The organism is Streptomyces liliiviolaceus, from assembly GCF_018070025.1.
Classification (GTDB): domain Bacteria; phylum Actinomycetota; class Actinomycetes; order Streptomycetales; family Streptomycetaceae; genus Streptomyces; species Streptomyces liliiviolaceus.
The window spans coordinates 42,299-62,374 of sequence record NZ_JAGPYQ010000003.1 but is presented as its reverse complement, the minus strand read 5'-3'; the positions used below and the strand labels follow the sequence as shown (position 1 = coordinate 62,374).

20 protein-coding genes are annotated in these 20,076 nt (G+C 70.3%); 4 read left to right on the top strand and 16 right to left on the bottom strand.

The features are described 5' to 3' along the window. Positions 1-37 precede the first annotated feature (37 nt). Positions 38-943, top strand: a complete 906-nt coding sequence (locus J8N05_RS46520; RefSeq protein WP_210894501.1) for an SDR family oxidoreductase — start codon at positions 38-40, stop codon at positions 941-943. Between the two features lie 85 nt (positions 944-1,028). Here J8N05_RS46520 and J8N05_RS46515 read toward each other — a convergent pair whose 3' ends face one another. From J8N05_RS46515 to J8N05_RS46450, 14 genes are all read right to left on the bottom strand, one after another. Further along, positions 1,029-2,045, bottom strand: coding sequence for a DUF7064 domain-containing protein (locus J8N05_RS46515; protein WP_210894499.1), 1,017 nt, complete (start codon positions 2,043-2,045; stop codon positions 1,029-1,031). Beyond that, the gene (locus tag J8N05_RS46510) at positions 2,042-3,205 is read right to left on the bottom strand and encodes a phosphotransferase family protein (RefSeq protein ID WP_210894497.1); all 1,164 of its coding nucleotides are present in this window, start codon (positions 3,203-3,205) and stop codon (positions 2,042-2,044) included. Before J8N05_RS46510 ends, J8N05_RS46515 begins: the two co-directional genes overlap by 4 nt. 9 nt (positions 3,206-3,214) lie before the next feature. Then, positions 3,215-4,033: an enoyl-CoA hydratase/isomerase family protein gene (locus J8N05_RS46505; protein ID WP_210894495.1), complete on the bottom strand. Its 819-nt coding sequence runs from the start codon at positions 4,031-4,033 to the stop codon at positions 3,215-3,217. 72 nt (positions 4,034-4,105) lie between these two features. After that, positions 4,106-4,918 (bottom strand): enoyl-CoA hydratase/isomerase family protein, encoded by an 813-nt coding sequence (locus J8N05_RS46500; RefSeq protein WP_210894493.1) that lies wholly within the window; start codon positions 4,916-4,918, stop codon positions 4,106-4,108. Positions 4,919-5,021: 103 nt separating this feature from the next. Beyond that, positions 5,022-6,161 (bottom strand): CaiB/BaiF CoA transferase family protein, encoded by a 1,140-nt coding sequence (locus tag J8N05_RS46495; protein ID WP_210894557.1) that lies wholly within the window; start codon positions 6,159-6,161, stop codon positions 5,022-5,024. 149 nt (positions 6,162-6,310) lie between these two features. After that, on the bottom strand, positions 6,311-7,072 hold the full coding sequence (locus J8N05_RS46490; protein ID WP_210894491.1) for a hotdog fold thioesterase: 762 nt from the start codon (positions 7,070-7,072) through the stop codon (positions 6,311-6,313). 235 nt (positions 7,073-7,307) lie between these two features. Next, positions 7,308-8,123, bottom strand: a complete 816-nt coding sequence (locus J8N05_RS46485; protein ID WP_210894489.1) for an enoyl-CoA hydratase/isomerase family protein — start codon at positions 8,121-8,123, stop codon at positions 7,308-7,310. 97 nt (positions 8,124-8,220) lie between these two features. After that, entirely contained in the window at positions 8,221-8,979 is a 759-nt protein-coding gene (locus J8N05_RS46480) for an SDR family NAD(P)-dependent oxidoreductase (protein ID WP_210894487.1), read from the bottom strand. A 138-nt stretch (positions 8,980-9,117) separates the two neighbouring features. Further along, positions 9,118-10,062, bottom strand: coding sequence for a hydroxymethylglutaryl-CoA lyase (locus tag J8N05_RS46475; protein WP_210894485.1), 945 nt, complete (start codon positions 10,060-10,062; stop codon positions 9,118-9,120). 56 nt (positions 10,063-10,118) lie between these two features. After that, the gene (locus tag J8N05_RS46470; protein ID WP_210894483.1) at positions 10,119-11,363 is read right to left on the bottom strand and encodes an acetyl-CoA hydrolase/transferase family protein; all 1,245 of its coding nucleotides are present in this window, start codon (positions 11,361-11,363) and stop codon (positions 10,119-10,121) included. Then, positions 11,363-12,553, bottom strand: coding sequence for a thiolase family protein (locus tag J8N05_RS46465; protein ID WP_210894481.1), 1,191 nt, complete (start codon positions 12,551-12,553; stop codon positions 11,363-11,365). The genes J8N05_RS46470 and J8N05_RS46465 overlap by 1 nt, the downstream gene beginning before the upstream one ends. Beyond that, complete coding sequence (locus tag J8N05_RS46460) at positions 12,553-13,302, bottom strand: SDR family NAD(P)-dependent oxidoreductase (protein ID WP_210892211.1); 750 nt, start codon at positions 13,300-13,302, stop codon at positions 12,553-12,555. Before J8N05_RS46460 ends, J8N05_RS46465 begins: the two co-directional genes overlap by 1 nt. Beyond that, entirely contained in the window at positions 13,302-14,468 is a 1,167-nt protein-coding gene (locus tag J8N05_RS46455) for an acyl-CoA dehydrogenase family protein (protein WP_210892213.1), read from the bottom strand. Before J8N05_RS46455 ends, J8N05_RS46460 begins: the two co-directional genes overlap by 1 nt. Before the next feature lie 102 nt (positions 14,469-14,570). Further along, a complete protein-coding gene (locus tag J8N05_RS46450) occupies positions 14,571-15,638 on the bottom strand; it encodes an acyl-CoA dehydrogenase family protein (protein WP_210892216.1) in 1,068 nt (355 codons plus the stop codon). A 203-nt stretch (positions 15,639-15,841) separates the two neighbouring features. On the opposite strand from J8N05_RS46450, the gene J8N05_RS46445 reads away from it, so the two are divergent. The 3 genes from J8N05_RS46445 to J8N05_RS46435 all read left to right on the top strand — a co-directional run bounded on the left by J8N05_RS46445 (position 15,842) and on the right by J8N05_RS46435 (position 17,798). Next, positions 15,842-16,894 carry a helicase associated domain-containing protein gene (locus J8N05_RS46445; RefSeq protein WP_407700022.1) on the top strand — a complete coding sequence of 351 codons (1,053 nt, stop codon included), beginning with the start codon at positions 15,842-15,844 and terminating at the stop codon, positions 16,892-16,894. A gap of 104 nt (positions 16,895-16,998) precedes the next feature. Then, complete coding sequence (locus J8N05_RS46440) at positions 16,999-17,268, top strand: hypothetical protein (RefSeq protein WP_210894477.1); 270 nt, start codon at positions 16,999-17,001, stop codon at positions 17,266-17,268. A gap of 35 nt (positions 17,269-17,303) precedes the next feature. Then, a complete protein-coding gene (locus J8N05_RS46435; protein ID WP_210894475.1) occupies positions 17,304-17,798 on the top strand; it encodes a hypothetical protein in 495 nt (164 codons plus the stop codon). A gap of 908 nt (positions 17,799-18,706) precedes the next feature. On the opposite strand, the gene J8N05_RS47840 is transcribed toward J8N05_RS46435, so the two are convergent. Beyond that, the gene (locus J8N05_RS47840) at positions 18,707-19,459 is read right to left on the bottom strand and encodes a ThiF family adenylyltransferase (RefSeq protein WP_247707047.1); all 753 of its coding nucleotides are present in this window, start codon (positions 19,457-19,459) and stop codon (positions 18,707-18,709) included. Beyond that, positions 19,459-20,067, bottom strand: a complete 609-nt coding sequence (locus J8N05_RS47835; RefSeq protein WP_247707041.1) for a hypothetical protein — start codon at positions 20,065-20,067, stop codon at positions 19,459-19,461. The genes J8N05_RS47840 and J8N05_RS47835 overlap by 1 nt, the downstream gene beginning before the upstream one ends. Positions 20,068-20,076: the final 9 nt, after the last annotated feature.

The following is a 20,076-nucleotide window of genomic DNA, read 5'->3' as shown; positions in this document are numbered from 1 at the left end:
GGCACGGGTCCGGGCGCACGAGGAAAGGACCACGGCCGTGAACGACGCTCCGCGCTCGCCCTTCACCAGCGATCTGCTGGCGGGCAAGCGGATCCTGATCACCGGCGGGGGCACCGGTCTCGGCCGCGGTGTGGCACGGCATCTGGTGGAGCACGGCGCCGAGGTGCATCTGTGGGGCCGTCGGGAGGCGGTCCTGCGGGAGGCCGCCGAGGAGGCGTCGGTCTCGCGGCCCGGGAGCGTCCATGTGCACTCGGTGGACGTCCGGGACGCCGAGCAGGTCGACGCGGCGATGGAGTCCCTCTGGTCGGTCCACGGCCCGCTCACGGGGTTGGTGAACAACGCGGCGGCCAATTTCATCGCCCGGACGAAGGACCTCAGCCCGCGGGCGTTCGAGGCGGTCAGCGGCACGGTCATGAACGGCTCGTTCCACACCACGCTCGCGGCCGGCCGGCGGTGGATCGCCGACGGCCTGCCCGGCAGTGTGGTCTCCACGCTGACCACCTGGGTGTGGACGGGTTCCGCGTTCGTCGTTCCCTCCGCGATGGCGAAGGCCGGCGTGCACGCCATGACGATGTCCCTGGCCGTCGAGTGGGCCAGGTACGGGATCAGGCTGAACGCGCTGGCGCCCGGACCGATCCCCACCGACTACGCCTGGGAGATGCTGAATCCGACGGAGAGGAGTTCCGTCGGGGCCACCCAGACCGATCTGATCCCGGCCGGCCGGCCGGGCAGCATCGAGGAACTCGCCCACCTCACCATGTTCCTGATCTCCGGCGCCTGCGACTACCTGACCGGCCAGACCATCGCCATGGACGGCGGTCAGATGCTCGCCGGGCCCGGCACCTTCGCGGGCCTCACCTCGCTCTCGGACGCCGACTGGGCCGAGGTACGGGACCGCAGCCGGGCGGCGACCGCCGCGAGCAAGGAACAGCGCTCGGTCTGACTCCCGAGGCGTGTGCATGTGGGGCCGTACCGCCTGTCGGTACGGGGCCCCACATGCACACGCCTCGGTGAAAGTCCTTCGGCCGTCAGCGCAGCGACGGCCGATACGTGTAGGAGCGGCTGCGGGTCATCGCGAACTCGAAGATGCCGCGGCCCTCGGTGCCGTTCCAGGTGAACGAGGCCAGCCGGTCGGTCAGGGCCGAGTCCAGGGTGCGGGGGGACACCGTGCCGTCGAGCGGGTAGACGTCGTGCTCGATGTGGTCGCGCCCCTTCGGCCGGCCGTGGTGGCCGCCGTAACCGGCACCGGCCATGTAGCCGCCGCCCGCGGAGGCGTCGGTGTCCACCGTGTACACCTCGCCGCTCTCGGTGGTGACCTCCACCGTGCCGCCCTTGAGGTCGAGGCCGTCGTCGAAGCGCAGGTCGTGGCGGACGTCCACGATGTCGTCGAGCAGGCCGTTCTCATGCATCACCGCTCCCTCCAGGAGGAGCCGGTCGTGCTGCCGGGTCTCCACGAGCAGGAAGCCGATCGAGCGGTCGGGGAACTGGGCCTGGTACCAGACGTGCAGCCCCTGTCCCCCGGACAGCGTGCGCACACCGCGGGAGCGGTCGCGCTGTCCGTACCAGCCGTCGACCGACCGCTGCCGGCCGTCGATGCTCAGCGTGCCGGAGTAGTAGCCGGACTGGACCAGGTGCGCGAAGGAGGTGGGAGTGGGGCCGTCGTTGTCGACGTTGACCTCGCCGGTCCACGCCGGTGTCCGCGCGTGCCACAGGAGGTCGAACTCCATCCCGGTGGGGTTGGCGCCGAGCACCAGTTTCCAGGTCTTCATCGGCTCGACCACCTGCCAGGAGAACGGCCCGGCGCTCGCGCCGTCGGTGGCGCTCAGCTCGGTGGAGAAACGGACGTTCCGCTGCTCGGTGCCGGTGACCAGCACCGCGAAGCCGTCCACCACGTCCTTGGGCGGATGGACGCCGAGACCGATCAGGACGGACGGCGACGAGGCGTCGACCGGGTGCAGGTTGAACACGAACCGGTCGAAGAACCTGTCCGGGAGGCCGGAGGTGTCCGGCGCCACGAGAGCGTCGTGGAAGGTGTCGTCCGTCATCGGGTCTCCTCGTCGGGTACGGCTTCGGGTGCGGTCTCGGGTGCTGCCTCGGACCCGTCCGCGGGTGCGTCCGGCGGCTCGTCGAGACCGGCGGTCCGGTGCGCGGCCGCCAGGAAGGACTGCACCAGCTTCTGGTCGGCGTAGTACGGATCACCCACACCCCGTACGGTCCGGCGGCGGCTGTACTCGTAGAGCACGGCCAGCTTCCAGAACGCGAGGGCGGTGTACCAGTCCAGGTTCGACAGGTCGCGGCCGGTGCGGTCGGCGTACCGGCCGGCGAGTTCCTCGCGGGTCGGGTATCCCTCTTCGAGCAGCGCGGTGCCCAGGTCCTCCGTCGGCGTCCGCGGGCTGTCCGCCTCCGGTACCGAGGCCAGGAAGTATCCGACGTCGAACAGGGGGTCGCCGATGGTGGCCAGTTCCCAGTCGAGCACCGCGGCGATGCGTCCCGGGGCGTCGGGGGCGAGGACCACGTTCCCGATCCGGTAGTCGTTGTGCACGATCGAGGCGCCCGACTCGGGCGGCACGTGCGCGCCGAGCCAGCGCTCGATGGCGGCGAAGTGCGGCGGCGGAGCGCCGTCCGCGTCGGCGACCAGCCTGCCCATACGGCGCAGGTGGCGGGCGTTGAAGCCCTCCGGGCGGCCCAGGTCGCCGAGACCGGCGGCCTGCCAGTCGATCGCGTGCAGCTCGGCGAGGACGTCGACGAGGGCCTCACCGATCTGCCGCCGGGTCGCGGGGGCGGCGAGCGGCGAGGGGGTCGAGGTGGTCACCACGGGTCCCTCGGCAAAGCTCATGACGTAGAAGGGCACGTCGATCACCTCGCCCGCCTGCGCGGTGGCGAGCACCGCGGGGACGGGCACCGGGGTGTCCCGCAGCGCGTCCACGAGCCGTGCCTCGCGCAGCATGTCGTGGGCTCCGGGCGGCGTCGGCGGTGGCGGCGGGCGGCGTACCACCACGCGGCCGGTGCCGCACTCGTCCGCGCCCGCGCTCTCGTCCGAGCCCGCGGTGTCGGTGTCGGTGTCGCCCGAGACCAGGAAGGTCAGGTTCGAGTGGCCGTCGCCGATCCGGCGGACGTCCAGCTCACCCGTTCCCTCGCACAGGCCGCGCTCGCGCAGGAAACGGGTGAGGGCTTCGAGGCCCTCCGGTGTCCACTCGTCCGTCATGCCGGGACCTCACTTTCCGGTGAACTGGGGCGCGCGCTTCTCTTTGAAGGCCGCCAGCGCCTCGGGCATGTCCTCGGTGCGCGACATCAGCGCCTGCCCCCGGTTCTCCAGCTCCAGCGCGGCGGCGTACGAGGTGATCTCCTGGTTGCGCTGGATGGCGCGCTTGGACATGCGCACTCCGCCCGGCGAGTTGGCGGCGATGAGCCGCGCCATGGCCAGCGCCTCGTCCAGCAGGTTCTCGCTCGGCACCATGCGGTTGGCCAGCCCGATCGTCACGGCCTCCTCGGCGCCGACCAGGCGTCCGGTGAAGCCGATCTCGGCGGCCCGGCCGGGTCCCACGAGACGGCTGAGGTTGTACGACGTGCCCAGTTCGCCCATCGACAGGCCCACCTTGACGAAGGCCGCGCTGAACTTGGCCGTCGGCGCGACGAGACGGATGTCGGCGGCCAGGGCCAGTGCCATGCCGCCGCCCGTGGCCGCGCCGTGCACCGCGGCGATCACCGGGAAGGGCAGGTGCCTGATGGCCTGGATGCCCCCCGTGGCGGTCTCCTGGAACTTGAGGAACTCGCGCACACCCATCGTGGTGATGACCTCGATCTCGTCGAGGTCGAAGCCGGCGCAGAACGCGCGCTCCCCCGTGCCGGTGAGGATCAGCGCTCTGAGTCCGCTGTCCCGCAGGGCGCGGGCGACGGTGTTGTACTCGGTGAACATCCGCACCGTCTGCGAGTTCATCCGCTCCGGGCGGTTCATCCGCAGCACCGCGACGCCGGCGTCCAGCACTTCGAGCGACAGGGTTTCCAGGTCGGGCAGGTCGAGGTCGTGAGCCATGGTGGATCCTTCGGTAGTCGCCGTCGTCAGCCGTCGTCGGTCGCAGTCGGTCGTCGTCGGTCGCCGTCGTGGTCAGCGGCCGGTGAAGACCGGAGCGCGCTTCTCCCTGAAGGCGGCCAGGGCCTCCGGCATGTCCGCGCCCCGGGTGAGCAGCGCCTGTCCCCGGTTCTCCAGCTCCAGGGCGGCGGCGTACGAGGCCGTCTCCAGGTTGGCCTGCAGGGCGCGCTTCGACAGCTGTACGCCGCCCGGTGAGTTGGCCACGATCGACCGGGCCAGCGTCAGGGCGTCGTCCAGGAGGGAGTCCGCGTCGCTGACACTGTTCACCAGGCCGAGGTCGCGTGCCTCGTCGGCGAGGACGAAACGGCCGGTGAAACAGATCTCGCTGGTCGCGGCGGGTCCGATCAGCCGGGTCAGCAGCCAGGACGCGCCCAGGTCGCCTGCGGACAGACCGATGCGTACGAAGGCGGCGTTGAACTTGGCGTCCGGGGAGGCCAGCCGGATGTCGGCGGCCAGCGCGAGCGAGAGACCGCCGCCCGCCGCGGGGCCGTTGACCGCCGCGATGACCGGGACCCGCATGGTGCGCAGCGCCAGCAGCGCACGCGCCGCCCGCTCCTGCTGGTCGAGCATGCCCAGCGCGCCGAGGTGCGGCAGGTCCTCGGCGTCGGCGAGGTCGTAGCCGGCGCAGAACGCCTTGCCCGCCCCGGTGAGGATCACGACCCGGCAGTCGTCCTCGTCGTCGAGCGCGACGGCCACGTTCTCCAGCTCGTCGAACATCGTGTTCGTCATCGCGTTGTAGCGCTGGGGACGGTTCAGGGTGACCACGACGACACCGGGTGAGCGCTCCTCCAGCGTGAGCGTCTCGTACACCGCTTCCAGACTTTTCATCAGTGCTCCTCGGCTCCGTGGCGTTTCGGCTCTGTGGCGTTTGGGTCCTGCTGCTCTTCGGCTCTGCGTGTCGCCGTCCGTGTCGGACCGGGGTGGACCGGGGTCAGCCCGTGCCGGTTACGCGCACGGCTCCGGCCGCCTCCCAGGCGGCGACCGTCCGCTCGGGAACACCCCAGGCGGTGAGCGCCTCCCGGGTGTGCTCGCCGGGCGCGGGCGGGGGGATGTCCACAGTCGCGGGTGTACGGCTGAAGCGGGGCGCCGGGGCGGGCTGGGTGAGCCCGGCGATCTCGACGAAGGATCCGCGTGCCCGGTGGTGCGCGTCCTCGCCCACCTCGTCGGGTTCGAGGACCGGGGTCAGGCAGACGTCCCGGCCCTCGGCGGCGGCCACCCACTCGTCGCGGGTCCGCCGGCGGACCGCCCCGGCGAAGATCTCCTTCATCCGGGGCCACTGCGCGGTGTCGTTCTGCGGGGGCAGCTCGTCGGGTGCGAGCCCGAGCAGGTCGATCAGCTCGGCGTAGAAGTGTGCCTCCATGCCGCCGACCGCGACCCACTTGCCGTCGGCGGTCTCGTAGGCGTCGTAGTAGGGGGCACCGCTGTCCACGATGTTGCTGCCGCGCTCATGCCATACGCCTGTCTGGCGGTAGCCGAAGAAAGCGGTGCCGAGCAGGGCGGCGCCTTCGCTCATGGCCGCGTCGACGACCTGCCCCTTGCCCGAGGCACGGCTCTCCCACAGGGCCGCGAGGACGCCGAACGCCAGCAGCATGCCCCCGCCGCCGAAGTCCCCGACGAGGCTCAGCGGCGGGGTCGGCGCCTGGCCGGCCCGGCCGATCAGCGAGAGGACACCGCTGTGCGCCACGTAGTTGATGTCGTGGCCCACGGTCTGCGCCAGCGGACCGTCCTGGCCGAAGCCGGTCATCCGCCCGTACACCAGCCGGGGGTTGCGGGCGTGACAGTCCTCGGGGCCGATCCCGAGGCGCTCGGTGACGCCGGGCCGGAAACCCTCGATGAGCACGTCGGCCCTCTCCACCAGCGACAGCACCGCTTCCGGACCGTCGGGGTGCTTGAGGTCGACGGCGACGGAGCGCCGTCCCCGGTGCAGCAGTTCGGTGCGGAAGTCCGCGTTGGGGCCGACGAGGGCGGCGCCCCGGGCACGGTCGATCCTGATCACGTCGGCGCCCAGGTCGGCCAGCAGCATGGCGCAGAACGGACCCGGCCCGATACTGCCGATCTCGACGACCTTCATACCTGTCAGTGGACCGGTGAACGATCGTTCCGGCTGGTGCTGCGTCACTGCGTCACTCCCTCGGACCTAGCTCAGATTACATGCCAATGGTCAGTCCGAATACGGTGACGGCGAGAAACTTCGCCCTCAGCGTCGTCGGCCTCCGCAGGTCAGGTACGTACACCGGTCGTCACGGTGGCGATCGTGCACGGTCTGCCGTTCTCGTTCACGGACGTCACCCGCACCACGGCGAAGCTGCGCCCGGCGTGCTCCACCGACGCCCTGAACCGCACGGCCGTGTTCCGCGGCACCGGTCGCACGTAGGCGATGTGGACGGACGCCGTGTCGGACGGTGGCCCTCCCGCGGCCTCCAGCGCGGCGTGCGCCGCCACGTCCGAGGCGCACAGACCGATGCCTCCGTGCAGGTTGCCGAGCGGGTTGACCAGTTCAGGCGTCGCGACCAGTTCCAGCTCGGCGCCGCCGTCCGTGCTCTTGACCTGCGCGTCGAGCAGTTCCAGGAGATCCCTCCGGTCCGTGCCCTGCGCCGGCCCGGCGCTGTCGCTCCCCGGCGACGCGGCGGGCAGCGTCCGTATCCACCGGCCCTGCTGACGGCACACCGCGACGAGCCCGCCTCGCTCGTCGACGACCGAGCCGGAGGAGATCCCGCCGCGGGAATCGGAGTGGGTAACACTCCCCTCGGCGAGAAGCGCGGACCCGTCCATCGGTACCGGCCCGCACAGGTCGATCGAGATCTCGGAGCTGACCGACCAGTGGCCGGCCGGGCGGTCGAGCATGATGGCGTACCCGAGGACGTTGTCGACGAGCACCCCGAGCGCGCCGCCGACCGGGCCGCCCGCCGAACCGGCGCGCGGGGCGTTCAGCCACGGGCCCGTCCGCATGGACGCCGAGACGGTCCTTCCGTCGGCTGCCACGTCGGTGATCGCGAACGATCGTTCAGGTCCGCTGTGCACTACCTGAAGGGGCTGATTCCCGTCGCCCTGCCCGGCGTTCCCGGTCGTCGTCACTGGAGGCAGCCGTCCGTTCTCTCGTGCGACCGCGGAGCCGCGGCGCGTGTCCGTGCTGTCGTCACCCGTACGGGCTGTCGTCGCCTGTCCGGGCTGTGGTCCCCCGTCCTGGGCCGGGCGTTCCGGGGCCGGTCCTCGGAGGTCAGGCGAAATCCGGGCGCCGTTTCTCGATGAAGGCGGTGATTCCTTCCGCGGCCTCGCCGTCCTCGAACAGCGCCTGCTCCTGCGCCGCCTCGAAGGCGAACCCCTGCTGGACCGGCAGGTCGAAGGCCGCGTCGACCGTACGGACGACGGCGAGCTGCGCCGGCAGTGAGGCGCCCGCGGTCAGTTCCGCGGCCAGCGACAGCGCCTCCTCCACGACATCGCCCTCGGTCAGCCGGTCCACCAGGCCGATGGCGAGCGCCTCCGACGCCGGTACCTGCCGGGCGGTGAGCATGATGTCCAGCGCCCGGCCGCGGCCCACCAGTTGGGGCAATCGCTGGGTGCCGCCGGCTCCCGGGATGAGACCGATGCGCACTTCCGGAAGCCCGTATTTCCCCCGAGGGCCGGAGACCCGCAGGGTGCAGGCCATCGCCAGTTCCAGGCCGCCGCCGAGGGCCAGTCCGTCGACCGCCGCGACGGACAGGAACGGCGCCGCGGCGAGGCGGTCGTTGACGGCGCGCATCCGGTCGCCGTACGCCGTGAACGACTCGGCGTCGATCTTCGAGAGGTGCTTGATGTCCGCGCCCGCCGCGAAGAAGCCGTCGAGGGCCGAGGAGACGACCATGACCTTGACGTCCCCGGCCTTCTCGGCCGCGTCGATCGCCGCGTGCATCCCGTCGAGGATCGCGGGACCGAGGGCGTTGGCCGGCGGACGTGCCAGCGTCACATGGACGATCCCCGGCGCTTCCTTCTTCCAGGTGACGACCTCTGTGGGGTCCTCGGACACGTTCCGTCCGGACACGTTCCGCTCGGCCATCGCTTCCTCACTTGTCGGTGACTTGTCGGTACGGGTACTGCGCGGTACCGCGGTTCGGATCGGGTGCTCTCGGGGACCGCGTTCACGATGTTCCGGCTCAGGCCATGGTGAGTCCGCCGCTCACCGACAGGGTCTGGCCGGTGATGAAGCCGGCGGCGTCGGAGGCGAAGAAGGCGACGGCGGGGCCGATGTCCTCAGGGGTGCCGAGCCGCTTCATCGGCACGGCCCGGGTCATACCGGCGATGACCTTCTCGGCGTTCTGCCCGGCTCCGTCGACGAACTTGCGCAGGGCCGGGGTGTCCGTCGGACCGGGGCAGACGCTGTTGGCGGTGACGCCCTTGGTGGCCACCTCGCGGGCCAGGGTCTTGGTGAAGGCGATGATGCCGCCCTTGGACCCGGAGTAGACGGCCTCCAGCGAGGAGCCCACCCGGCCCGCGTCGGAGCCGATGTTGACGATCCTGCCGAAGCCGCGCTCGATCATGCCGGGCGCGATCGCCTTGACGACCCGCAGCGCGCCCTTGAAGTTGATGTCGAGGATCTTGTCCCAGAACTCCTCGGTGGTGTCGACGAAGGACATGAAGTCGTCCCAGCCTGCGTTGTTGACGACGACCTCGATCGGGCCGAGCTCCTCCTCCACCGTGCGCACGGCGGCCTGTACCGAGGCGGTGCTCGTGACATCGACCTCGACGGCGATGGCCGTGCCGCCCGCGCCGTTGATCTCCTTGGCGGTCTGTGTCCCGGTCTCAAGGTTCATGTCGGCGACGGCCACCTTGAACCCCTGCGCCCCGAGTGTGGTGGCGATGCCCTTGCCGATGCCCTGGGCGCCTCCGGTGACGAAGGCGACGCGGTTGCTCATAGCGAACTCTCCTGTAGGCCTGGTGGTTCAGTCGGGCGGGTGTCGTGCTCGGTCGAGGTGTCGGGCTGGTTCGAGGTGTCGTGCTGGTTCGAGGCGTCGGGCTGGTTCGAATGTCGTACGTGATCCGGGCGCCGTGCCTCAGCTCGCCGCCAGGTCCCAGTGAACGGGGCCCGCGACGATCGAGTGGCTGGTGAGCTTGCGACCCAGGGTGCCCTGTGCCGCACGCGCGGCCTCGATGATCTTCTCCAGGTCGAGGCCGGTCTCGACGCCCATCTCGTGGAACATGCTCACGAGGTCCTCGGTGGCGATGTTGCCGGTGGAGCCGGCCGGGACCGGGCAGCCGCCGAGTTCGCCGAAGCTCGACTCGAAGCTGGTACAGCCCGCCTCCAGTGCGGCGTAGGCGTTGGCCAGCCCCTGGCCTCGGGTGTTGTGGAAGTGGGCGGTCAGTTCGACCCGCGGCAGCCGCTCCCGGGCGGCGGTGAAGAACCGTGAGACGTAGGCCGGGTTCGCCATGCCGGTGGTGTCCCCGAAGCCGATCTCGGTGGCCCCGGCCCCGGCGAACTCCTCGGCGAGGTCCAGGACCCGGTCCATGGACACCTTGCCCTCGTAGGGGCAGCCGAACGAGGTCGCGATCACCGCGCAGAACTTCAGCCCCTCGGCGGTGACACGCTCACCCATCACCTTCACGTCCGCCATGGTCTCTTCGACGGTCCGGTTGATGTTCTTCCTGTTGTGGGTCTGGGACGCGCTGACGAACAGGGTGGCGGCCTCGAACAGGTCGCGTACCTTCAGCGCGTTGTCGAGTCCCTTGCTGTTGGGGATCAGCACCATCCGCTCGACCTCGTCGGGCAGGTCGATGCCCTTCAGCACCTCGACGCCGTCGGCGAGCTGCGGGATGACGTCCGGCCGGACGAAGCTCGCCACCTCGATCCGGGTGAACCCGGCCCGCCCGAGCGCGTTGATCAGCCGGATCTTGTCGGCGGTCCCGATCGTCTCCGGTTCGTTCTGGAACCCGTCACGCGGCCCGACCTCCCGCATGCGTACGCGACGGGTCTCGTCCGGAGTGCGGTTGTCCTGCGTCATCCCGACACCTCCTGCGTCATCTCGATGTCTCCTGCCTCCATGGGGCGACCTGCCCGTCATCGCGCCGCCTCCGGCTCCGTGAGGCTTCTCGTCAGCGCCTCCCTGTGCTGGGGCGCGGCCACCTCGATCAGCCGGCGGGCCCGCTGTGCCACGGTGCAGCCGGTGAGCGTGGCGACACCGTGCTCGGTGACGACCGCGTCGACGTCCACGCGTCCGGTGGTGACGACACCGCCGTGCAGCGCCGGTGTGATGGTGGACCGCCCGCCCGACTCCGAACGCAGCGCGATGACCGACCGCGCGCCGGTCAGGGACGCGGCCCGGCTGAAGTCGACCTGGCCGCCCACCGCGCCGATGTGCACGCCCCTGCGCAGTTCGGCGCCGGCCTGTCCCAACAGGTCGATCTCGATGGCCGAGTTGACGGACACCAGCGAGCGCAGCCGGGACAGGACCGCCGGGGAGTGGGTGTAGGCGGCGGACCGGAACTCGACGGGGAACTCGTGCAGCCGGTCGTACATCGAGGTGCTGCCCAGGGCCGCGCCCGTGATGACGAGTCCGGGGTCGATCTCCTTGCGGGCACCGGTCGCCACGCCCTTCTCGATCAGGGTCAGTACGCCGTCGGTGATCATCCCGGTGTGGAACCCCAGGTCGACGTGGCCCGACAACGAGGCGAGCACGGCGTTGGGCAGTGAACCGACGCCCAGTTGCACGGTGTCGCCGTCCTCGACGAGCCCCGCGACGTACTCCGCGATGGCGTGCTCGACCGGGTCCGGTGCGCGGGACGGCGCCTGGCGCAGCGGACGGTCGGTCTCGACTGTGGCCGCGAAGGCGCTCAGCGGCAGCCGTTCGGTGCCGGTGGTCCGTGGCATGCGGTGGTTGATCTCGGCGATGAGGGTGGGCGTGTGACGCAGGGCGTCGGCGACGTACTCGACACCGATGCCCAGCGAGACCAGGCCGTTCCCGTCCGGCGGGGAGACCTGCAGCAGCCCCACGTCGCAGGGCAGTGCGCGCCGGGCGAAGAGCCGCGGCAGCGCCGAGTAGTGACAGGGCACCACCTCAAGGCGTCCCTGGGCGCTCAGCCCGCGCAGTCGGCCGAGGGCGCCGTAGGACGACACGGTGAGGTTGTCGGGCAACGGCACCTCGCCGGACAGTCGCTCGTTCCAGGTGAGTCCGGCGAAGGCGCGTACCGGACCGATGCTGTCGACCTGGTCGAGCAGGGCGTCGACCAGGGGTTCGGGTTCCGCGCTCCCCTGGCCCCACCAGACGCCGTCGCCGGCCCGGACGTACGGGCTGAGGTCGAGCATCAGCCGACCCGCTGGACGAGGGTCGCGGTGCCGAGGCCGCCGCCGCAGCACATGGTGACGAGGCCTGTTTCGGCATCCCTGCGTTCCATCTCGGCGAGGAGCGTGCCGAACAGGCGGGAGCCGGTGGCGCCGACGGGGTGGCCGAGGGCGATCGCCCCTCCGTTGACGTTGACCCGGTCCATGTCCGGTCGCAGTTCCCGTTCCCAGGCCAGGACGACGGAGCCGAACGCCTCGTTGATCTCGATCAGGTCGATGTCGTCGATCGTCATGCCGTTGCGTTCGAGCAGTTTGCGGGTCGCGGGGATCGGTCCGGTGAGCATGATGACCGGGTCGACGCCGACGGTGGTCTGGTCGAGGACGCGGGCGCGGGGGCGCAGACCGTGGCGGTCGGCCGCCTCGCGGGAGGCGAGCAGGACCCCGGCCGCGCCGTCGCAGATCGGGGAGGAGGTGCCGGCGGTGATCCGGCCGTCGTTCTCCCGGAAGACGGTCCTGAGCGCCGCCAGTCCTTCGGCGGAGGTGCCGGGACGGATGGTCTGGTCGCTGATCCGCTTCTCGCCGTCGAGTTCGAGCGGGATCATCTCCCGGTCGAAGCGTCCGGCGGCGACCGCCTCGGCGGCCAGCCGGTGCGAGCGCACCGCGAACTCGTCCATCTCGCCACGGGAGATGTCCCAGCGCTCGGCGATCAGCTCGGCGCTCTCGCCCTGCGGTACGAAGTCGTAGAGCGCGCGGAGTTCGGCGGGCCAGGGATCGCCGTACAGCTCGGAGATCCTGGCCGGGGAGTTCATGGGTACGTGTCCCATGTGCTCGACACCCCCCGCGAGGACCACGTCGTGGGTGCCGGAGGAGATCAGGGCGGCCGCCATCTCCACCGCGGTCTGGGCGGAGCCGCAGCGCCGGTCGAGGACGGTCGCGGGCACCTCTGCCGGATAGCCGGCCTGCAGCCAGGCGTTGCGGGCGATGTTGCGGGACTGCTCGCCGAACGGCGCCGTGCAGCCGACGACCAGGTCTTCGACGACGTCCGGCGCGAGGCCCGTGCTCTCCAGCAGGGCGGTGTAGACGGCGCCGAGCATCTCGTTGGGGTGGGTGTCGCGGAACCAGCCGCGTTCGGGGTGCGATCGGCCCATCGGGGTGCGCAGTGCCTCGACGATCAGCGCCTCGCGGCCGGTGTCGAGGAAGGGGTTCTTCGGCATCAGATGACCGTCCCACCGTCGACCGGCAGGACCTGGCCGGTGATGTAGGACGCCGCGTCGGAGGCGAAGAACACGAAGCTGCCGGCGATCTCCTCGGGCTGCGCCCAGCGTCCGAGCGGGATACGGGCCAGGGTGACCGCGGCGAGCTTCTCGTTGCCTCGGATGTTCTCCGTCATCGCGGTCGCGGCGAGCGGGGCCAGTGCGTTGACCGTGATCTGCTTCCTCGCCAGCTCCTTGGCCAGGGACTTGGTGATGCCCACGACGGCGGCCTTGGCCGCGCCGTAGTTGACCTGGCCGATCGTGCCGACCAGGCCGGCGGCCGAGGTGACGTTGATGATGCGGCCGGTGCCGTCCGTGGCGAGATGGCCGAGCGCCGCCTGGCTGACGGTGAAGGTGCCGCCGACGTGGATGCCGAGCACGAGGTCGAACTGGTCGGACGTCATCTTCGGGAACATCGCGGGCGCGACAGCGCCGGCGTTGTTGACCAGGATGTTGAGTACGCCGCCGCCCAGGTTCGCGGCCTGCTGGACGGCCTCGGCGGCCTGCCCGGCATCGCGGACGTCCAGGACCGCCGACTCGGCCCGGCCGCCGGCGTCCACGATCCGGCGGACGACCGCCTCGGCGGCGTCCTTGTCGATGTCGGTGACGACGACGGCCGCGCCCGCCGCCGCGTACGCCTCGGCGACGGCGGCTCCTATGCCGGCGCCGGCGCCGGTGACGAGGGCGGATCGCCCCTGCAGAGAGAACATCAGTAGCTCCTGGGAAGTCCGAGGACGTGCTCGCCGAGGAAGTTCAGGACCATCTCCTGGCTGAGCGGGGCGATCCGGGTCAGCCGTGCCTCACGGAAGTACCGGGCGACGTGGTACTCCTCGGAGTAACCCATGCCGCCGTGGGTCTGCAGCGCGCGGTCGGCGGCCTGGAAACCGGCGTCCGCGCACAGGTACTTGGCGGTGTTGGCCTCGCGCGCGCACTGTTTGCCCTGGTCGTAGAGCCAGGTCGCCTTGCGCAGGACGAGTTCCGCGGCGTCGAGGTGGGCGAGCGAGTCGGCGAGCGGGAACTGCAGTCCCTGGTTCATGCCGATGGGCCGGCCGAAGACCTCGCGCTCGTTGCCGTACCGGACCGCGCGGCGCAGGGCGGCGCGGCCGATGCCGAGGGCTTCCGCCGCCACCAGCATCCGCTCGGGGTTGAGGCCGTCGAGGATGTACTTGAAGCCCTGGCCTTCTTCGCCGATCCGGTGGGCGGCGGGGACGCGCAGGTCGTCGATGAAGAGTTCGTTCGAGGTGACCGCGTTGCGGCCCATCTTGCCGATGGGCCGGATGTCGACGTGGTCGCGGTCGAGGTCGGTGAGGAAGAGCGTCAGTCCGTCGGTCTTCTTCGGGGAGTCCTCGAACTTCGCGGTCCGGGTCAGCAGCAGGACCTTCTCCGACTCCATGGCCTTGGAGATCCACACCTTGCGGCCGTTGACGACGTAGTCGGAGCCGTCGCGCTTCGCGAAGGTGGTGATGCGGGTGGTGTCGAGCCCGGCTCCGGGCTCGGTGACCCCGAAGCACACATGGAGGTCGCCGTCGACGATGCGGGGAAGGTTCTCCTCCTTCATCTCCTTGGAGCCGTGCTTGATCACCGGGTGCATGCCGAAGATCGACAGATGCATCGAGCTGGCGCCGTTCATGCCCGCGCCGGACGCGGCGACCTCTTCGAGGAGGAGGGAGGCCTCGGTGATGCCGAAACCGTGGCCGCCGTACTCCTCCGGGGTCGTGATGCCGAGCCAGCCGCCGTCGGCGAAGGCCCGGTAGAACTCCGTGGGGAACTCGTGGGCCGAGTCCTTCTCCATCCAGTACTGGTCGTCGAACCTGCCGGCCAGCTCACGGACCGCTTTCCGGATGGTCAGCTGGTCCTCGGTGAGCTCGAAGTCCACGGTGCCCACGTCCTTTCCGGAACTAATTGGAATGACTATAACAAAGGCCTGACCATTAAACGAGAGTTTCGACGGCCCTCCCGCGAGCCCTCACACGGGCCTTCACACCAGGGCGAGACCGTCCGCGATGCGTTCGTTCCAGACCGCCGGAACACCGAACAGCTGCTCGTCGAGCTTGGCCCGCTTGTAGTAGAGGTGCAGGTCGTGCTCCCACGTGTAGCCGATCGCGCCGTGCAGGGTGAGCGCGCTGTCGGCGCCGCGCGCCCCTTCGGCGGTGACCTGGGCCTTGACCGCCGCCGCGTGCAGCAGCGCCTGCGCATGGCCGCTCTCCACCGACGCGGCGGCGAAGTAGATCGCCGAGCGGGCCGCCTCGACACCGACGAGCATGTCGGCGGCCGCGTGCTTGACCGCCTGGAACGAGCCGATCGGCACCCCGAACTGGTGACGCTGCTTGCTGTACTCCACGGCAAGGTCGAGCATGCGCTCGGTGGCACCCAGCGAGTCGGCGGCCACCAGGACGGCCGCGCGGGCGGACGCCTGCCGGAGCACCTCGGCCGCGTCGACGTCCAGCGGCACGGACGGTACGCGGTCGAGCGTCACGTCGGCGACCGACCGGGAGCGGTCGAGGAGCGGCCGGGCCCCAATACCGATCCCGGGGGCGCTCGCGTCGACGAGCCGCAGCCGCTTCGCGTCCCCCTCCCCCACCGGTACGACGAACCGGGCGGCCGAGTCACCGGCCAGCACCCGGGGCGCCCTGCCGGTAAGGACGCCCTCGCCGTCCGACCACAGCGTGGGCGCCTCGTCGGGCACGGTCTCGGCCGGTACCAGCAGCGCCACCGTGTCGCCGGCCGACGCCGCGCCGGCCAGGTCAGGGCGTCCCGCCAGGGCGGGCAGCGCGAGGGCCGTGGCCAGCCAGGCGGCCGACGGAGCCGCGGCGCGGGCGAGTTCCTCGGCGGTCAGCGCCAACTCGACGAGGCCGCCGCCCTGGCCGCCCAGTTCCTCGGCGAGCCCGACCCCGGCCCAGCCCGCGTCCACGAAGCGCGACTCGAAGACGGAGTCGTCCTCGTCGTCGAGCCACCCGCGCACCACGTCCGAGGGCGCCACGTCGGTGAGCCAGTCCCGGAGCGTCCTCCGGTACGCGTCCTGCTCGTCGGTCAGTTCCCACTGCATCGCATGTCCTCTTCCTCTACCTGTTGCGGCCAGGGGCTCACCCGAGGGCCTTGACCTGTGCGCGGATCTCGTCGACCGCCTCCGGGTTCTCCGCGCCGGAGAGGTCGCCGGGGTCCGCGTCGAGCACCGCCGCCCGGACCGCGCGGCGCCTGCCGGACGGTGAGGACGAGGACGAGGGCGACAGCGGCCCGGAGACGCGGCGGGTGTCGGAGCGGGCAGCGGGGGTGCTGCGGTTCAGCGAGGAACGCGACCCGGCCGCGCTCACGCAGTTCGTGCAGCTGCGCGTCATCGACCCCGAAGGCGCCTACTGGTTGCGCGGCATCGAGGCCGCCACGCGGTGGCTGCGCGAGACCGGCAGCAGCGAGCTGCGGGTGCCGTACGCGTACGTCACACCGGAAGCCTGGGGATCCGCCGGCTCGCATCCCTTGGGAGTCTGGGTGGCGGATCAGCGCCGCTACTACGTGGCCGGGTCGCTGGAGGCTTCGCGCGTCACGGAGCTGGAGAAGGCTGGCATGGTCTGGTCCGTGCACGCGTCCGCGTGGGATGCCGGGTTGGAGGTCGCCCGCTCGTACGCGGCCGTCTACGGGCACTGCCTGCCTGCCGCGTCGGTCGTCTGGGAGTCGTTCCCGCTGGGGACCTGGATGAAGAATCAGCGCGCGGCGGCCCGGAAGGCGGCGGAGAACGCCGTACGGCGGACGGCCGGGGAAACGGGCGTCCCGTATGCCGGGGAGCTCTCAGAAGCCCGCCAGGAGGCGCTCGCGGAGATCGACCCCGGGTGGTCCCCAGCGTGGGAGATCGGCTGGCAGCGCTGCTACCGGCTCACCCTCGCCCACGTGAAGGCCGACGGCGTCTTCCCTGTCGCGGCCGGCGGCAGCGAGCTGGTCGTCCAGGGCGAAGACCTCGGAGCCTGGATCATCGGACAGCGGGCGGGATGGGACCGGCTGATGCCCGCACAGCAGTACCTGCTGGAGACCCTCGGCATCGAGGCACCCGCCGACGGTGAGGTGGTGGTGCCGGTACGGCGGTCACAGGACGAACGCTGGAACACCAACCTGGCGGCTGTAAAGCAGTTCCGTGACCGTGAGGGGCACGTGCGTGTTCCGCGGAAGGCGGTCGAGACCGTGGACGGGGTGCCGTTCAAGATCGGCGCGTTCCTCGACAACGCCCGCCGCCGGGCCGGAAAGCTGTCTGCGGAGCGGCGCTCGGAGCTGGCCGTGCTCGGTCTGGAGTGGGCCGTGCTGAAGGGTGGGGCGTGATGTGGGCTGCGCTGACGTCCCCGGAGGCTGCGGCGGCAGCGATAACGCTGGTGGGCGCCCTTCTGGCCGCCTACTGGGGTGGCCGTGCGGGTGGAAGGGGCGCGGTGGCCGCCGCGCAGACACAGAACCAGGGAATGGCGGACCAAGGCGCTATCAACGCACGTCGCGTGGTCTATGCGGAGTTCGCCCGCGATGCCCGTGCCTTGGCGGACGGGGTGCACCAGTACGTCATGGCTGCGGGGCCTGACCTGGATGCCGACACGGCGGCCTATATCCAGGTGTTGGACCTGGCGCGGTGGTCGTATGACGTGGTGTCGATTGAGGGCCCGCGGTCTGTCGGGAGGCGGCCAAGCTGTTCATCGACCAGGCTGTGACATGCCGGGTGAGGGAAAGCTGGCACTCCAGTGTCGTGGCCGCGTTCAACAAACTGGACGCGTTGAGGCTGACCGATGACGGCGATCAGTTACGCGCGGTCCTAGCTATGGAACAGGAGATGGGTCGGATCCGGCGCGCGATCCGGGCTCTGCCGCAGGGTTGGCGCGGGCAGGTGCGGGGGTGGGCACGGAATGCCTCTACCGACCTGCGGGCGCTCTGGCAGGAGGAGCGCGACAGATCGCCCGAGGGCGCGCCTACTTTTGAGGACGTGGCCACGCTGGTCGGCCTGCTCAGGAATCATGACGGCCCCGCCGCGCCGCTGAATGCCGCCGTCCAGGCCGGTTACCTGACCTCTCAGGACGCCACAAAGATCAGCACGTACGCGGTGACGTGGGCCGAGGAAGATGATCCTCGGGAAAGAGTATCGCGCGGGCTGCGGCCCATGCAGGACGCACTGGATGCGTTCGTGAGGAAGGCGAACCGAGTCCTCCACCCGGAGGAGTCTGAAGAGGACTCCGGGGAAGCCTAAGCACTGCCCCACCCCATTGACCTCCCGCACCGACGCCGTGCGGAGCAGCAGCGCCGACGGTGTCGGAGGCGGGGCCGGGTCGATGGCTATCGGGGTACGGGCCAAGGACCAGCGGGCGGCCGGGGAAACGGGCGTCCCGTACGCCGGAGAGCTCTTTGTGGATAGCAGTCGGCGCCGGGCCGTCAAACTCAGCCCCGAACGACGCGCGGCGCTCGGTGAGTCGGGAATGCGCTGATAGACATGGAGGGCATGCACTCCCGTATCGCATGAGGTGCCCGGTCCTTCCTAGTCCCGATGCCGGTACATCGAGATCGAGGTCGAGTAGTTCTTCTTGCACCTCAGAGATCGTGTGCTTGAGTCTGCAGGGTCTTGCGCGTGGAGAAGTCTGTTTTCGGGGCCTAGCAGCGACACCTCATGGCGAACTGGTAATTGGTTTGCGTCACGCTCTGACGTCATCTTCAACGACCGCCACGCCACGACGGGGATTCGTACGAAATCCGCCAACCAATGACGCTAAGTCGACATGCCTTGCCCGGTTCCTCGACGACAATGAGGGGGACGGCTGAGCCCTCTCGGAGCTGCTTTCCTTCCGCGTCACGTGGACGGAAGGAGGTGAGTACATGCCAGGGAGGGAGAAGCAGCCGCCGGACTGGGCGTTTTGGTCCCTTGTCGTCGCAGTCTTCCAGGTGGCACTGGAAGTGGCTTCAAGGTGCGCCTAGTTCAGCGGCCTGCTCCGTCTGTGGGGCCGACCATCCAGGTCGGCCCCTTTCCATGCCTCCACGGTAACGGCTTGGGCATGGCATTGCCATGCTGTCCCCGCCATTCACTACTGTCGTGAACTGGTTGTCTGCCACTGTTGGGGCGTGAATCAGCTGGACGAGATCGGCGCCTCATGCACCCGTTCATGGTCAGAAAACGCCAGTGGAGAGATGCCGGTGCCCGGCATCAGTCGGTCGGTCTCCGAGCCCGAATTGCTCTCGTGGGGAGCACCATCGGCAGTAGGGGTCCGTGCGGGAGTTGACGAGGTCGCGGGTGCGGGAGCGGGGCTGGTGGAGGACGCTGGCGTGGTCGAGGTCGTCGTCGTGGAGGCAGCTGACGGCGTGCATGAAGTGGTTGACGGCTTCGGCCGCAGCGAGTGCGTTGAGAGGCAAGACGCTGGCGGCTGGTGTGCTGGGGACGTACTGTGCGGCGGCCCGGTCGGTGGAAGCGTGCATGTCGATGGCGAGGTCGGTGGGATCGATCAGTCCGTCGCACCACAAGCAGCCGGTACCGGGGAGAAGGAGTCGGCTGACGGCGTGGATTTGTCCGACTGTTCCGTCTCGTACTGGGATCTTTACGCCGACCTGGGTGGCGGGGATGAGGAGTTGCTGCACGGCGGCGTTGGTGAAGTGGCGGGCGGCCGCGCCGTCGGCTGCGAGGAAGAGCCAGTCGCATGCGCGCAGTTCGGCTTGGGCGTGGGGTTGTTCGACGCGTTCGGTGAGAACGGTGAGAGCGATGTCTGGCTGTGCTTGCTTGGCCAGTCGGCTGGCCAGGGCGGTCTTGGGGTGGCCGATGTCAGCTGCGGTGGCGCCGGCGAGGCGGGGCAGGTTGCTCTCGGCGACGGTGTCGTCGTCGATAAGGACCAGGTGGCCGACACCGAGGCGTGCAAGGTATTCAGTGATCAGGTTGCCGACTCCGCCCAGGCCGATATGGCGACCTTCATGGCCTGGAAGGTCTGCTGTCCGAGGTCGCCGAAGATGCGTACCTGACGGTTGTACAAGGTGGGGCTGCTGTCTGAGGTGTTGGCTGCAGCGGGTCCGGAACGTAGGCGCAGGAGGTTGTTGGCGGGGATGACGACTTCAGTGAGGTCGGTGCGGGTGCCGTTGGGGTACCAGAGGTCACCGGCTGCGGCCTGGGGTGTGAGGACGAGTCCGCACACGGGGGTGTTGCTGATCTGGGTCAGGGTGGGGTAGCTGCGTTCGTGACTGGCCAGGTCGGTGGGCGAGAACTGCACGCGGGTGGTGCCGCCGTGGTTGTGGACGGCGATGTAGGCGAGGTGTTCGTCGCGGGCGCGCAGGATGTTGTCGCGGACGAAGGCGGCGGAAAGGGCGTGGTGGCCGGTGGTGCCGGGCCCGTAGTCGATGTCGTCACGGGCAAGGATCAGTTCGCGGGCCAGGAATCGAGGGCCTCGGGGTCCGTGGGTCCATCCGGCGAGGAGGGCAGCGCCGTGGGCCGCGTGGTCGCCGGGGAAGAGGTGATCGGTCAGTTGCTGCCAGAGTCGAGCGGGCACGGTCAGGCT